Source organism: Pseudoalteromonas sp. SR45-1, from assembly GCF_014163655.1.
GTDB classification, from domain to species: domain Bacteria; phylum Pseudomonadota; class Gammaproteobacteria; order Enterobacterales; family Alteromonadaceae; genus Pseudoalteromonas; species Pseudoalteromonas distincta.
In genome coordinates this window covers 99,321-115,038 of record NZ_JACJDR010000004.1, presented here as the reverse complement: position 1 = coordinate 115,038, position 15,718 = coordinate 99,321, and the positions used below count along the sequence as shown (strand labels likewise).

At 41.4% G+C, this 15,718-nt stretch carries 13 protein-coding genes; 5 read left to right on the top strand and 8 right to left on the bottom strand.

Translation table 11 applies throughout. The annotated features are described in order from the left end of the window. Positions 1–11: 11 nt before the first annotated feature. From H5089_RS05970 to H5089_RS05945, 6 genes are all read right to left on the bottom strand, one after another. A complete protein-coding gene (locus H5089_RS05970; RefSeq protein WP_024596152.1) occupies positions 12–1,241 on the bottom strand; it encodes an alanine--glyoxylate aminotransferase family protein in 1,230 nt (409 codons plus the stop codon). Between the two features lie 3 nt (positions 1,242–1,244). Beyond that, positions 1,245–2,069, bottom strand: a complete 825-nt coding sequence (locus H5089_RS05965) for a sulfite exporter TauE/SafE family protein (protein ID WP_182711738.1) — start codon at positions 2,067–2,069, stop codon at positions 1,245–1,247. Continuing rightward, the gene (locus H5089_RS05960; protein WP_182711737.1) at positions 2,057–3,640 is read right to left on the bottom strand and encodes a gamma-glutamyltransferase family protein; all 1,584 of its coding nucleotides are present in this window, start codon (positions 3,638–3,640) and stop codon (positions 2,057–2,059) included. Before H5089_RS05960 ends, H5089_RS05965 begins: the two co-directional genes overlap by 13 nt. Continuing rightward, complete coding sequence (locus tag H5089_RS05955; RefSeq protein ID WP_154902964.1) at positions 3,637–4,839, bottom strand: amidase family protein; 1,203 nt, start codon at positions 4,837–4,839, stop codon at positions 3,637–3,639. The genes H5089_RS05960 and H5089_RS05955 overlap by 4 nt, the downstream gene beginning before the upstream one ends. 409 nt (positions 4,840–5,248) lie before the next feature. Further along, a complete protein-coding gene (locus tag H5089_RS05950; RefSeq protein ID WP_182711736.1) occupies positions 5,249–5,731 on the bottom strand; it encodes a putative 4-hydroxy-4-methyl-2-oxoglutarate aldolase in 483 nt (160 codons plus the stop codon). Positions 5,732–5,734: 3 nt separating this feature from the next. Continuing rightward, entirely contained in the window at positions 5,735–6,388 is a 654-nt protein-coding gene (locus H5089_RS05945) for a TetR/AcrR family transcriptional regulator (protein ID WP_004334664.1), read from the bottom strand. A gap of 494 nt (positions 6,389–6,882) precedes the next feature. On the opposite strand from H5089_RS05945, the gene yddG reads away from it, so the two are divergent. Then, on the top strand, positions 6,883–7,803 hold the full coding sequence (gene yddG / locus H5089_RS05940) for an aromatic amino acid DMT transporter YddG (RefSeq protein WP_182711735.1): 921 nt from the start codon (positions 6,883–6,885) through the stop codon (positions 7,801–7,803). Between the two features lie 56 nt (positions 7,804–7,859). Here the strand turns inward: yddG and H5089_RS05935 are convergent, their stop codons facing one another. Further along, positions 7,860–8,375 carry an ankyrin repeat domain-containing protein gene (locus H5089_RS05935; RefSeq protein WP_182711734.1) on the bottom strand — a complete coding sequence of 172 codons (516 nt, stop codon included), beginning with the start codon at positions 8,373–8,375 and terminating at the stop codon, positions 7,860–7,862. 98 nt (positions 8,376–8,473) lie between these two features. After that, on the bottom strand, positions 8,474–10,000 hold the full coding sequence (locus H5089_RS05930; protein ID WP_182711733.1) for a catalase: 1,527 nt from the start codon (positions 9,998–10,000) through the stop codon (positions 8,474–8,476). A gap of 427 nt (positions 10,001–10,427) precedes the next feature. On the opposite strand from H5089_RS05930, the gene H5089_RS05925 reads away from it, so the two are divergent. The 4 genes from H5089_RS05925 to H5089_RS05910 all read left to right on the top strand — a co-directional run bounded on the left by H5089_RS05925 (position 10,428) and on the right by H5089_RS05910 (position 15,608). Continuing rightward, positions 10,428–11,102 (top strand): HAD family phosphatase, encoded by a 675-nt coding sequence (locus H5089_RS05925; protein ID WP_149593207.1) that lies wholly within the window; start codon positions 10,428–10,430, stop codon positions 11,100–11,102. A gap of 280 nt (positions 11,103–11,382) precedes the next feature. Further along, complete coding sequence (locus H5089_RS05920; protein ID WP_165723387.1) at positions 11,383–13,104, top strand: cytosine permease; 1,722 nt, start codon at positions 11,383–11,385, stop codon at positions 13,102–13,104. A gap of 60 nt (positions 13,105–13,164) precedes the next feature. Further along, positions 13,165–14,688 (top strand): mannitol dehydrogenase family protein, encoded by a 1,524-nt coding sequence (locus H5089_RS05915; RefSeq protein ID WP_182711732.1) that lies wholly within the window; start codon positions 13,165–13,167, stop codon positions 14,686–14,688. A 2-nt stretch (positions 14,689–14,690) separates the two neighbouring features. After that, positions 14,691–15,608 carry a carbohydrate kinase gene (locus tag H5089_RS05910; protein ID WP_182711731.1) on the top strand — a complete coding sequence of 306 codons (918 nt, stop codon included), beginning with the start codon at positions 14,691–14,693 and terminating at the stop codon, positions 15,606–15,608. Positions 15,609–15,718: the final 110 nt, after the last annotated feature.

The window sequence follows — 15,718 nt, the reverse complement described above, 5'->3', positions numbered from 1 at the left end:
AAATCCTTTTTTTATTTATAGTGAGCAAGGGCGGCAATGGCGGCTTCGCCTTTAGGGCCTTTGTAACCGTTGGCATGTAAGCAGGCATCTAGGCTTGCCAATGTTTGTAATACGGCATCTTTACGGGCGTTGTAACCCATGGTGCCAATACGCCAAATCTTGCCATGCAGCGGGCCAAACGAGGTGCCAATTTCTATTCCAAAATCGGTTAGCATTTGCCCGCGTACGTGATCGGCATTAATGCCCTCGGGTATATACACACCCAGTACGTTGTTCATTTTATGCGTTAAATCGCCAAATACATTTAAGCCCAGTGCTTGAATGCCTGTTAGCATGGCATCGCCATGTAATTTGTGGCGCGCTACGCAGTTATCCACGCCTTCTTCAATAACAATGCGGGCGCATTCTGAGGCGCAATACAGCATGCTGGTGGCTTCGGTATGATGATTAAGGCGCTCTTCCCCCCAGTAATTCATGATCATACCTAAATCAAAGTAGTTTGAGCGTACAAAGGGCTCGGTGCCGTCGGTATGCTCCGCTGTACGAATACCCGCCTCTACTTTTTTACGTTTTTGGATCCAATCAGCGCATTTGTCGCTCAGTGTTAATGGCGCTGATCCAGAAGGTCCGCCTAAACACTTTTGCAGACCAACAGAAAGTGCATCGAGTTTCCATTCATCGGCAGGAAGTTCGTTACCCACAATGGAGGCGGTAGCATCACAATAAAATAGTACATCGTGCTTTTGGCAAATATCGCCAATATGCTCAAGAGGTTGGTTCATGGTGGTGGATGTATCGCCTTGTACCATAGCAAGTACATGGGGTTTTACATCAACAATGGCTTTTTCGATTTGTTCTGGCGTAAACACTTCGCCCCACGGTACTTCTATTGTGTGCACCTTTGCGCCAACGCGTTCTGCTATTTCAGCAAGTAGGTGGCCAAAGCGCCCCATAATTGGCACAAGGACTTTATCGCCTGGGCGTAAAATTGAGCATAATACGGCTTCAATCCCTGCGCGCGATGTGCCATCTATTAGCATGGTCCATTCGTTTTTGGTTTTAAAAATTTCGCGGTAACGTGCCATGGTTTCGTTCATAAAACCGGTCATTACTGGGTCGTATTGGCCTATAAGCTGCGCCGACATAGCACGTAAAACACGAGGGTCGGCATTAATTGGGCCTGGTCCCATTAATAAACGCTGTGGTGGGTTTAAGGTTTGAACTTGCGTGTTATTAAACATATTTTAGGCTCCCAGAGTCTGAATAAGCATGCGTATGCCGGTTATCATTAAGACAACGGCAAAGGCGCGTTTTAGTTGTTTTTGATCCAGCTTGCTACCAATTTTTACGCCAATAGGCGCAAATAAAATAGTCAACGGAATAATAAGAAAAAAGGCAGGGAGGTTAACCAACCCCCACGTACCTAGGGGAGCATCGGTTGGCGTTGTGCCAATACTTAATAAGGTAATAACGCCAGGTAGTGCAATCAATAAACCAAAAACGGCCGCAGTACCTACTGCAACATGGGCGCGTACATTAAATGCGTTTAGCATAGGTACGCCAATAGTGCCGCCACCTATGCCAATCATTACCGACAAACCACCTACAAGACTTGCCATAACGCCTTGACCAAATTTTCCTGGCAGTTGTTTTACAAGCGCGGGTGCGCCGGCTCTAAATAGCATGTTTAAACTGACTAAAATAGCAATACAGGCAAACATAAGTACCAGTGCATTACCGCGTATTGAGTGCGCTAAGTAGCTGCCTACAACGGCCATAACTAAAATAAATGGTGCCCAGTATTTTATTAGCGCAAGGTCAATATTCCCTTTGCTATGATGCGAGCGAATAGATGAAAGCGAAGTAGGTACTATGGTTGCAAGTGATGTAGCGGTGGCTATCATCATTGCCGACTCTGGGCTTACGCCAAAACCTTGCAGTAAAAAATACAGCACAGGGACGATAACAATACCGCCGCCTACACCAAAAAGTCCTGCTAAAATACCGGCAAAAATACCGGTTGCTATTAAGGCTACTATAATTGGCCATTGATTTATTATTTCTGACATTGTGTTCCTGCTGTAGTTACTGTTGCACGTCCATCTGAACGAGGATCTGTTGCAGCTTCAAGGCTTGTAGGTGTATCTAAAATAGCCCCAGCGTGCCCCATCATTTCGTTATTATTATCAACGCTTACCCAATCGTGGTCACGTTGATTTAATTCATGTTCTATATGAAAAACTAACTCTTTTTCAATTTTTAAATTTGTACTCGTATCGCCCCATGTTCGTCCAAGTAACCAACGAGGGTCGCTAATTGCTTGTTTTATAGATTTATTTCGCCACGCGTAGCCTGCAAAAACAGCGGCTTGAGTTTGTGGCTGCCCTTCACCGCCCATTGTTCCGTAAGCAAGTCGACGACCATCGCTAAACTTTGCCAGTGCTGGGTTAAGTGTATGAGCGGGCTTTTTATTTGGGGCAAGGGCGTTGGTATCTTGATTGTTTAAACTAAAGCTTAAACCACGGTTATTCCACACAAAGCCGCCTTCACTCATTAATATTCCGCTGCCAAATTCCCAGTAAATGCTTTGAATAAAGCTGACTAATTGCCCGTTTTTATCTCTGGCTGCCATCCACACAGTATCGCCAGGCTCTGCGTTAAATGGCCATTTTTTGGCTTTGGCCATATCAATATTGTTAGCAAGTTCGCTTAAGCGATTATCGGTTAGTGCGTTTTTATAATCGTCTCCTAATGCTTCAGGGTCAGCCCAAAGGGTAGGGCGATGGGTAAAGCTTTGTTTAGTTGCCTCAACAATTAAATGTGTCCAGTCGGCATCGGTTTTAGCTAAATGCTTTAACTTATTTACGGCACCAATTATTTGTAGTGAATGCACGCCCTGTGTTGGCGCGGGTAAGTTGTAGCAATCAATACCACTGAGGTTTGCATTTAGCGCAGTAACTACCTCGGCTTTAGTATTTGCAATGTCACCTGCGGTAATTGAGCTGCCTGCTTTTGCTAAGTCGGCGGCAAATGAGTTGGCAAGTGCGCCTTCATAAAATGCGTTTAAGCCATGTTTTGCTAGGTATTCAAACGTTGCTGCAAGTTTAGGGTTTTTAAAATGTTGACCTGCTTGCAAGGGCTTGCCATTGGGTATGTAGAGGCTTTTAAACGCCTCATTGGTATTGTTAGCAGTGGCTAGCTTTTCGCAGCCTGCTTGCAAGCTTTTTGTAACGGTAAAACCCTCGCGCGCAAGCTCAATAGCGGGTGCTAAAATTTGTGACAGTGGTAGTGCTGCGTGCTCATCTAGTTCAAGCGCCTTTTGCCAACCGCGAATTGTACCCGCTTGAGTCAGTGCGCTTAACCCGCCGCGCTCTGATATTTGCGCGAGCGAGTTATAGGGCGTTGTATTAGTTGCTGCACGGCCGCAGGCGTCAATAGCGGTAGGCGTTTTTTGGTTTGGGTTATCGATAAGCCAAAAGCTGTCGCCACCAATTGAGTTCATATGTGGATATACAACGCTAATAGCAGCGGCAGCCGCTACCATAGCCTCGGTAGCTGTACCGCCTTGTTTTAGTATATTTATACCCGCCTCAGTGGCCGAAAAATGAGACGCGGTAAATGCAATGTTGTGTGTGGTCATGCCGGTGTGTCCTGTTTAAAGTGTGCAGCTAGGTGCTTAACGCAAGCAAGTAGGCTTTTATCGTTACCGTGGCTCATCATTAATGAAAAACCATACGGATGATCATTTGCTAAATCAGCCAGCGGTAAATGCACTTGCGCTGAGCCACTAAGCCCTGCAATTGCCGAAAGCGTAATAATTTGCATGCGTAAGGCGCTTGTGTCGGCGCCTAATTTAGGTGCGGTTGTGGGGGTGGTTGGCAAAAATAAACAGCTGTTTGTATTTAGGTTTTTAGCTATTAGTGTTTGCCATTGGGTTTGTACTTTTAGTGCTTCTTGTTCTTCTTGAACAGTTAGGGCAAGCGCCATATTAAAACGTGCCGCAATTGCTGGAGCAAACTGGGGAAGTTGCCCCGGCAATTGAAGCCAGTCTTTATGCGTTTTTGCGATTGCTCGCCCTTGCAGTACTCTAAAACTATCAGCAAGTTCATTTAATAAGCTGCTGTTAGGTAGTTCAAATTCTTTATGGTGCTTAAAATTAGGCTTGGTTTTTTCAAGCAATTGTTTAAGTGGGGCTTGTAAAACAGGGTCAACGAGTTCAAATAACGGCTCGCAAATAACTAAGGTATCAACGTTATTAATAGCTTGATTTGGTAGCAGTACATTACCTACATCGCTTAATAGCTCGGCGCTTTGGGTAAGCCAACCTATGGTATCAAAAGGCGGAGCCAACGGTATTAGGCCGTCTTTTTCAATCACGTTATGGCTTGGCCTTATGCCATATAAACCACAATAGCTGGCGGGTATTCTAATTGAGCCGCCGGTGTCGGTGCCTAAGCCAATATCAGCTAAGTTAGCAGCAACTGCAGCAGCAGACCCCATACTCGAACCACCGCAAGCATGCCCTTTTAATTTAGGATTTTGCGCAGCGCCATAATGTATATTATTACCCTCTAAGCTATAAGCCAGCTCGTCAGTATGGGTAAAGCCTATAAAGTTACAACCAGCGGTCATGAGCTTATTAACCGAGCTTGCCGTATTTTGAGCCGGTTTAGCTGTTTTAAACCAGTGTGGGTTGCCTGCGCTGTTACGCTCGCCCTTTACTGCAAATACATCTTTTACAGCTAAGCGATTGTTTGCAAGCACTCCAGAGTGGTTTGTTTGCCACAGGGTAGGACCGTGATTGCAAAATATACCTTTGTTGTTTTTTTTATCACTCATTTGCAGCTCATTATTATAAAACTGACCAAGTACTTACTTATTAAGTTAAGAGTGATTAAAAAGCGGGCTGGTTATTATTATTATGAATACCAATTTTATTAAAAACATGATCATTTTATCGGATTAAATAGCGCACTCACTGCGTCATTTTCTTCGCGTTATAATAGATCACTAATTTAATACAATTGCTAAGGCTCCGCTTTTTAATCGGTAGTTTTGATTTTATAGTGCTTAGACTAAGCAAGAGGAATGCCATAAATTAAAATCCTGTCCAACTGGTCAGGTTTTGTTGGGTTGTATGAGATTTGTAAATGTGGGCTGTAGAAATAGTGAGATTAAAATGAGCTAAAACAAACCAACTTGGTGCGCAGATGCACCAAGTTGGTCTCTATTTATATGGTTTTGAGTGCTAAATAAGGGGCGTTTTACTGATGATTAAACCGTTAATATCGGCGTAAACCCAATTGTTAGGTTCAATAGTGGTGCTAAGCATGGTAACAGCTTGGTTTTTATCACCAAAGCCGCGCTTTAAGGTACTACGCGGTGTAGAGCCTAGCGCCATTACAGGTAAGTTCATCGTGGCAAGTATTTCTATATCTCGGCAACAGCCATTTATTATTACGCCTTCCCAGCCATTATTTAGGGCACGCTCAGCCATAATATCGCCTATAAACGCAAAGCGTTTGCTCGCAAACCCGTTTATAACCAATACTTTACCTTCACCATTTTCATGCAATATATCGGCGGCAAAAGAGTTGTCTTCTGGGCAGGTAACGGTAACTACTTTGCCATAAAACGTGGTTTTTTTACCAAAGTGATAAAGGCCGCTGTCTGCTACTTGCACGTTATCGCGGTGATCGTCAAACAAATCGGGTGTAGTAAAGGGTGTCATGGGTTAAGTCTCACTTTGCTCAGGTATTTTAAGACCAATACCTTTTAAAATTATGTGGGCAATTGATTGCGTAATTTGTGCCACATCGGTTTCGTCGTACTCTAATTTGTTCATTACGAGTAAAACCTCAGCCTGAAAGTCGGCGTAATATTGCGTGGTAGACCAAATAGTAAAGAGCAAATGGTAGGGATCAACCTTATCCATTTTATCAGCGTCCATCCATGCTTGAAGTACATCAACCTTTTGTTTAACCCAAGGGCGGGTATTGGTTCTAAAGTAGTTTTGTAAATAGGGTGCACCGCGCAGTATTTCACTGGCAAATAAGCGAGATTGCATTGGCTGATTTACGGCCAGTATTACTTTGCTTTTAATATAGTTATAAAGCACGGTAGCTGGATCGTCGTTAATTGTGACGTTATCGAGCCCTAAGTTCCAATTAGCTATTATGCGGTCAATCACAGACTCGTACAGACCATCCTTACTTTTAAAGTAATACAAAATATTAGCTTTTGGCACCTGCGCTTCTTTAGCAACCATGCTCATACTTGCTCCGTCGTAACCTAATTGCGAAAACAATTGCTCGGCGGCATCTAAAATTAGTTTTTGGTTTTTCTCGCGTGTGACTTCTTTTTTATTTGGTTTTATTTGTGTGGTCATTATAAAGTTTGCGTGTTTAACGTATTGATTGATTGTAGCTTTACTGACCAAAAGGTCAATTACTAAAAAGGGTGAATGCTAAAAACAAATGAGAGGTTTAAGCTATTAACTTTAGGGTCTGTTGATCTTTGCGGATTAAAATTTGTTCAAACTAGGGGCTATTTAATCGCGGCGCGAGATTTGTAACCTAGTGGGCTAAGTAAAAACCGAGCAAAGCTTCCGCGTCCTGCTCACGCCCCTTACCTACATCCATGTAGGCAACAAAGAGTAAGTAGCCCCTAGGAAGAACCCTTTGGGCAGCGCCTGTTTGGCATTAATGCTACGTTATCGCCCATTAATGGGGAATAACCACACTATATAGGCTCTGCCTTGCCTAAATACCAAACAGACTGCTGCAAATTCAACCTTGAAAGAACAACAGACCCTTATTGTTTAATTAAATAATTACTGTTAGTTTAGTTTCAAATTTACGAGTAGTACTTTTGGATTGGCAAATGGATTTTATAAGCAAAAATAAATACACGCTTTATGGAGTCGCGGCCATATTACTGTGGAGTTGCTTAGTTGCATTACTACGGGATATTTCTGAGTTGTTTAGCCCCATTGGTGGTGCGGCGGCTATGTATTCTGTCAGTGCGATATTTTTAATTTTGGTTATGGGAGTGCCCAAGTTTAGTGGTTTTTCGAAACGTTACTTGGTAATAGGTACTTTATTATTTGTATCGTACGAAATTTGCTTGGCGCTTTCTATTGGTATGGCAAACAGCCGTCATCAGGCAATGGAAATGGCGGTTATTAATTATTTATGGCCCACGCTGACTATACTGCTCTCTATTATTATTGGTCGTAAAAAAGTAAGTTTCTGGGTTTACCCAAGCATGATCATTGCTTTTTTAGGCGTTGCTTGGTGTATTACAGGCGATCAAAAAATGTCACTCGATACGCTTGTTACTAACTTTGCTGATAATCCTGCTACTTACTTAATGGCATTAGCTGCAGCGTTTATATGGGCTATTTATTGCGTAGTTACGCAAAAGCTGAGTAATGGTAAAAATGCTATTACGTTATTTTTTACTGTCACGGCAATGAGTTTGTGGGCGCAATATGGTTTTAGTAATGAAGCGCCATTAACGTTTTCACTGGGCTCAAGCATAACATTGCTATTAGCTGGTGTAGTAGTGGGGAGCGGTTATGCACTGTGGAATCAAGCTATAATTGGCGGTAACTTAATGCTGTTGGGAACACTTTCGTACTTTACACCGGTGTTTTCTACTATTATTTCGGCGTTGTATTTATCTATTACGCTGAGCGCTTCGTTTTGGCAGGGGGTTGTACTGGTAACAGTGGGCTCGCTAATTTGCTACTTTGTAACGCGAGAAAAGCCTAAACAACCTCAAATAGCGTCTGCAACATAAGGCTAATTTTATTAAAAATAAGCCCTATTATTTTAGGGCTTTTTGTTGCGTGCAGATTATTTTGCATTATTTACCTGCGCTAGTAACTCTATAACTTTTTGTTGACCAAATGTTTGTGCAAATTGCTCTGCTGTTTGACCGGCTTTGTTTTGATGCGCGTTGTCGCAATCAAGTGATACGAGTGTTTTAGCTATACTAAATTCACCTCTAAAAATAGCGGCCATTAGCGCTGTGTTGCCACGGTTATCTTCTAGACAGGCATTAGCGCCTAAGTGTAAAAGTGTGTTAACCGTGCTTTTATTACCATGGTAAGTAGCAATCATTAACGCGGTGTAGCCTTTATTGTTGTAGCTGTCGATAGGAATACCGGCATCTACAAATTGCTCTATTACAGCTGTGTCGTTTGTGCGTGCTGCGGCAAAGTAATAAGCAAATAAACTATCGTATTGAGTTTTTGCAGAATGTTGGGTTTCAGATTGCGTACTGGGTGTTTGTGTATCTGATGTATTTTGAGCGTAAACGCTACTGGTAAAGCTCAGAAATAGAGCGACTATAATTAATAAATTACGCATAACAATTGTCTCTTATAAAAGAGGAAGGGTTTATTCCTTCCTCATGATTGTGGTTTAAATAGCTATTTAGTTGGGACTAATTGCTTTTAACTAGTTGCTTATAAGTTAGCGGCTAGTTGTTTAACCATTTTAAGGTCGCCGTTTACAGCTTTAGTTAAGCGTGTACCGTACTCACTATCAGCTTTATAAAAGTGGCTAAGCATTTTGTGTTTAACACTGCTGTTTTGCACTTTGCCTAAATCGCCTGCTAGGTTATTAATTAGGTTTGTACGTTCTTGCTTGCTAAAACCACGGTATATAACACCTGCTTGCGCGAAGTTTTGCTGCTTTTTAATCGCAGCTTGTTGTACAAAGCCTTTTAGCTCTGTGTTAATTCTACGTGCAATTGGGTTTTCAGCTACGTTTTCTTGGCTTGGCTGGTAGTTCACATTGCTTGTAGTGTTACCAATATTCATTGCGCCGTCTTGGTTGTAGTTAACCACTTCAACTTTTGCACGGTTAATTGGCAGTTGCTGGTGGTTAGCACCTAGGCGGTACATTTGTGTATCAGCGTAAGAAAACATACGACCTTGTAATAGTCTGTCTTCTGATGGCTCAATACCTGGAATAATGTTTGCCGGTGCCATTGCTACTTGTTCCGTAGATTGGAAGAAGTTAGTTGGCATACGGTTTAGGGTCATTGTTCCTACTTTAGTTTCTTTAATGTCTAACCACATTTTTGTTGCATCTAACGGGTTGTAATCAAAGTCATCAAGCTGCGATGGATCAAGCGTTTTAATGTACAGATCCCATTTAGGGAAATTGCCTTTGCCAATTTCGCTGTAAAGGTCGCGTGTTAAGTGTTGGAAGTCTTGGCTTTGCACTTTAGCTACTTCTTTTGCGTCAAGGTTATCAATACCTTGTTGGCTTACCCAATGAAACTTAACGTATTTAACATCGCCCGATTTGTTAATCATTTTGTATGCATGTACACCCCAACCGTCCATTTTACGAAGACTTGCTGGTGTACCGTAGTCGCTGTAAACCCACGTTAGCATTTGTGTAGAACCTGGTTCGTGCGAGAAAAAGTCAAATACGCGGTTAGGATCTTGAATATTATCAACCGGAGATGGTTTTAAAGAGTGAACCATGTCTGGAAATTTAATCGCATCGCGAATAAAGAACACCGGTAAGTTGTTACCTACTAAATCCCAGTTACCTTGGTCTGTGTAAAACTTAGTTGCAAAGCCACGTGGGTCACGCAGTGTTTCTGGGCTGCCTTTTGAGTGAATTACCGATGAAAAACGAACAAATACGTCTGTTTCTTTACCAGCTTTTGCAAACGGTGCTGCAATTGTTAAATCATCTAGCTCTTTTGATGCTACAAACACACCGTGTGCGCCAGTACCACGAGCATGCACAACACGCTCAGGAATACGCTCACGTGCAAAGCGTTGCAGTTTTTGAATTAGTTGCACGTCTTCTAGTAATACACTGCCACGTTCGCCAGCAGTAATTGAATTTTGGTTATCGCCAACAGCTGCGCCGTTATCTTTAGTAAGAGTTGTTGCTGCGCTTGCCGGTAATGCCATTGCAAGTGCCAGTGCAGTTAGTGTTAATTTTGTTTTGTTTATTTGAGTATTCATTGTCGACCTCATCTATTTAAAAGTGCCGGCAGTGGTGCAGGCTGTTAATCTGTTAACGATAGTATTAATTTTATTAACTTCGGTAAAACTGATTAATTAGATTGATGTAATTTGTAAAACAGATGAGATGAATTTGCAGATACACTTTTTACATTAATGTAATTTTTTTACTACGACCTTAGTCGCAATATGCTTTTATAAAATTTATTAAATACAAAGGTTTTTAGTTTTATCTGGCGGTATTTTCACCAAGCTGGTGCGTTTTATACTTACAGTGTGTTGACATATTCGCACAATAAAGGGAATATGCTCAACCAGTGAGCTTATGCCCATTACTGAGTTGCACTAAAAAGTTGCACAATATTAATCGCGCTTAACTCGTTATACTTAAATTAGCTAAACCAAACAGTGTTAATAAGGTGACAAGATGAATACTAATATTGAGCTAGTGATATTTGATTGTGATGGCGTTGTTATTGATAGCGAAATTTTAAGCGCACAAGTACTCATTAATATGCTTGTTGAAAAAGGCGTTGAGATTGACCGCGCTTATGTACAGCAACACTTTTTAGGCTGCAACTTTAAAACAGTAAGCCAAAAAATAGCGGATGCATTTAATGTCACTCTTCCTGAAAGCTTTGAAGGTGACTACCGCGAGGCACTATTAAACGAATTTGAAACCGGACTAACCACGACTGATGGTATAGAAGACGTACTTAACAATTTAGCTGTGCCTATTTGTATAGCTACAAGCAGTAGCCCAGCACGCACCGCAAAAGCGTTGAGCGTAGTGAGTTTAAGTAAGTACTTTAGCGATACGGTTTTTACCAGCAGCGAAGTTAAGCGTGGTAAACCGGCGCCTGATTTATTTTTACATGCAGCTAAGCAAATGGGTGTAAAGCCAGAGCATTGCTTAGTAATTGAAGACAGTAAAGCCGGCGTAAATGCAGGAATTGACGCCAATATGCAAGTACTGCATTACAGCGGTGGGCAACATATGCAAGGCTCTGTTAATCATGTACACAGTGCTTACCCAAATGTTGATCATTTAACGCATTGGCAAGATTTTTTTAGTGCATACCCTGCACTTAAAAAGCAGTAAACACGCAGCTTTTTAAATAAACAAAGTTTTAAACGCGATTTGCTCGCCTTACACACTGACAGGCAAGCAAACGCAAAATATAAATGTAGATGGTTTTGCTTTACTAAAAATAAAACAAAACATGGCAAAAGATCATGCGTTTATAAGCCAAATTATAAAAGGCAAAGTATGTAGGTACTATGCCAATCTGCTTAAATATAGAGTGATTTAACTTGTTAAATTATTCAAATAGTTATGCAGATTGGTATCAAATGCTTTGCTGTTAACAATAGGAAATACCATGGCAACGAGTCCACACACACAAACATTTAAAGATGTAAACGAAGAGCAACTTCCTGTTGCTAATAATAAGCTTCACGGCTGGAAGCATTTTGCAGGGCTATACGCCGGCGAACATGTTGCGGCTACTGAATTTGTTATTGGTGCAACGTTTGTTGCATTAGGCGCTTCAACCATCGACATTCTACTGGGTTTATTAATAGGTAACCTGTTAGCAATGTGTTCTTGGTGGCTGATTACTGCACCCATTGCAGTAGAAACCCGCTTAAGTTTATATAACTACTTAAACAAAATTGCTGGTAACTCAATGACCAAGCTCTATAACTGGGCTAACGTGGTTATTTTTAGTGTTATATCGGCCGCGATGATCACGGTATCCTCCACCGCCGTGCGGTTTTTGTTTGATATACCTGCGCAACTTGATTGGTATCCAAATAGCTTTTGGTTTGTAGCCATTGTTTTAGCTGTTGGCTCCATTGTTGTATTTGTTGCGATGTATGGCTTTTCTACGGTTGCTGACTTTTCAAAGCTGTGTGCGCCGTGGCTATTTGTTATATTTATTGCAGGCTCGTTTGCGTTATTCCCTGAGCTTTCAAATCACGTATTAGGTTCTACCTCTTTAACTAGCTTTAGCGACTTTATGACCATAGGTGACTCCTCCATATGGACGGGCACCAATGCCGATGGTGAAAAGGGCATTGGCCTATTAGAAGTGATTGGCTTTGCATGGGCTGCTAACTCAATAACTCACTTTGGTTTAATCGACATGGCTATTTTTAGATTTGCTAAACGCAAAAGCTATGGTTTGTTTTCTGGTGTGGGCATGTTTTTTGGTCATTACTTAGCGTGGATCTCTGCCGGTATTATGGGCGCAGGTGTTGCGGTATTACTTAAAACAACTATTTCATCACTTGATCCGGGCGATGTTGCATACCATGCATTAGGTTGGACTGGCTTTGTTATTGTAATTATTGCCGGTTGGACTACAGCTAACGCAAACCTTTACCGTGCAGGCCTTGCAGCGCAATCTATATTTGTTAATCAATCACGTGAACGCACCACCGCTATTGTAGGTGTTGTAACCGTAATTATTGCATGTTTCCCGTTTGTATTTTCTCAAATGCTTCCGCTACTTACTTACGCAGGCTTATTAGTTGTACCAGTAGGCGGCATTGTGTTTGCTGAGCATGTGTTATTTCCTAAAATTGGCCTAACACGTTACTGGGCTAAATATAAAAATATTACCCGCAGCGTACCGGCTATAGCATCTTGGGCGTTAGCACTTGTGTTTGGCTTTGGCTTAAACGCAATTGATGTAATGTCGTTTTACTACTTATTTATTCCTACATGGATTTTCACGATTGCTGTTTACACGCTTTTAGCTAAAAAATACGGCGCTGGTGACGACTACACACAAGAAATTGCAGCAGAAAAACAAGAGCAACGTGATATTAAAGAATATCAAGCAGCTGAGGCTAAAGACATTCCAAAGCCAGTAATTGACAGCTCTGTATTTACAAAAGTACTTAACGCAGTTTCTACGGTTTCACTGGTTATTATTTTCATATTTGCCAGCCAAGTGATGTTTTTCAGTGAAACTATGAGTATGTACAGCGCTAATAAATCGCAATTCGAAATAGCCTGTTTTATTTGTACTGTTATTTATTTTGTTACTGCGTACTGGTCGTTAAAACGCCATAAAGTACTCAATACAGCATCGTAATTACTTATCGTAATACAGTATCGTAATTTATATTTTATCTTTGTTTAGTAAGGTCACACCATGACACAATACCAACACACTGACGCTCTAGTTACAGGGCTAAACCAACAGAGCTTGGCTCAATTACCAAGCCATGTTGATACACCAACCTACGACCGTAGCGCAGTTAAAGCCGGTATTGTACATATTGGTGTGGGCGGTTTTCATCGTGCTCACCAAGCAGTGTATGTTAACGAGCTTTTAAAAACTCCGGGCTCTGAGCAATGGGGTATATGCGGTGTTGGTCTTTTAGAGGGTAACCGTGGTCTGCGTGATATTTTAAAGCAGCAAGATTACCTTTACACGCTTACTGTTAGACACCCAGACGGTACAATAGATAACAAAGTAATTGGCTCAATGATCGACTTTTTGTTTGCTCCAGAGGACAAACAAGCGGTAATTAATAAGCTAGCGCGCAGCGATACTAAAATTGTGTCGCTTACTATTACCGAAGGCGGTTACAACTTTAACCCTGCAACGGGCGAGTTTGATTACAGTAATCCAGATATTATTAACGACATTAATAACCCGAACGACCCAATTACAGCGTTTGGCTACATTACTGCTGCGTTAAAACTTCGTAAAGAGCAAGGCCTAGGCGCGTTTACAGTACAGTCGTGCGATAACATTCAGCACAACGGTAACGTAACACGCAAAATGCTTTTAGCCTTTGCTACAGAACAAGACAAAGACCTAAGCGAGTGGATTGAGCAAAACGTATCGTTTCCAAATGCGATGGTTGACCGTATTACACCGGTATCTAAAAAGAGTGATATTGATTACGTGGTTGATGCATATGGTGTTAGCGACGAGTGGCCAATTACCTGTGAGTCGTTTACACAATGGGTAATAGAGGACACATTTAGTGACTCTCGTCCAAATTGGGATGTTGTTGGTGCACAGTTTGTTACTGATGTAACGCCTTATGAAACCATGAAAATACGTTTACTTAATGCAGGGCATTCTGTGCTTGGTTTATTAGGTTCAATCCATGGCTATGGCACTATTGACGAAACGGTATCGGATGAATTATTTGCCACATACCTACGTGCTTTTATGGATAAAGAAGTAACCCCAAATCTTGAACCACTTGAAGGCATTGACCTTGAAAGTTACAAAGATACGTTAATAGAGCGTTTTGCTAATCCTAATATTAAAGACAGCCTAGCGCGTATCTGTAGTGAAAGCTCAGCTAAACTGCCTAAGTTTTTAATTGCCACAATTAACGAAAACCTAGTACAAGGTCGAGATGTATCACTGGCAACGCTTGTTATTGCTACTTGGTGTTTATACAGCGATAAAGGTTTAAGTGAAAACGGCGAAAAGCTTGAAATTCAAGATGCGATGCACAAAGAGCTTAATTCTTACGCGCAAGAGACTCAAACTAGCCCGATTGCATTTTTAAAGTTAACGAGCTTGTTTGGTAAACTAGAGCATAACGAAACGTTTACTGCTGAGTATAAAAAGTCGATTGCTGCGTTGTATGCACCTAATAATAAAATTAAAGCCATTATGCAGGCTGTACTTGAGCAAAAGAGTAACTAATTATGAGCATTTTAATTAATCATAAATCAGGCGAAAACGTAAGTGTTAGCTGCTTTGGCGAAGTGCTGTGGGATTGTTTTGATTCAGGTAAGCGCTTAGGTGGCGCGCCACTTAACATGTGTGTACGTATTAACTCACTAGGCATTAAAGCCGATATGATCAGCGCTGTTGGTAACGACGAGTTAGGCGCTGAGCTACTAGGCGAAATTACTAGCAAAGGCGTAAGCTGCGAATACATTGCTATCAATAGTGATAAAAAAACTAGCACGGTTGAGGTAACGCTCGACAGTGGTGGCTCTGCAAGTTATGAAATAGTGGCAGATACTGCGTGGGATAATATAGCGCTTACCGATGAGTTACTTAGTAAAGTTAAAAGTAGCGATGTATTTGTATTTGGCAGCCTAATTGGGCGAAGCGAAGCGTCTTTAGCAACGTTAAATCAACTCGTTGATGTAGCAAACTTTAAAGTATTTGACGTAAACCTACGTGCACCGCATTACAAGCTAGAAACACTTGTAGATTTAATGAATAAAGCAGACTTTATTAAATTAAACGATGAAGAGCTATACGAAATAGCAAAAGCGATGGGTTGTAAGTTTCATTCGCTTGAACAAAATTTAGCGTTTATAGCACAGCAAACAAATACCGATTACTTATGTGTAACTAAAGGTAGCCACGGTGCTTTATTAACAATCAAAGGCGAAAATTTTTATAATTCAGGTTATTTAATTAGCGTAATTGACACTGTTGGCGCAGGGGATTCGTTTTTTGGTTCGTTAATTTATCAGCTTTGTAGCAACGACGACGCGCAATATGCCGTTGACTTTGCATGTGCCGTTGGAGCAATGGTCGCCGAAAGTTCTGGTGCAACACCTACTTTAACGCATCAACAAATTAGTGAGTTTATGAACCCACTTTAAAAAAACATTGTGTGTGAAAGCGGTTATACGTAAAAGTTTAACCGCTTTTTTTGTGCCTAAAATAAGACATAGGCGATAAGTGAGTGTTAAGTGCGCAGGTTGCGTAAATA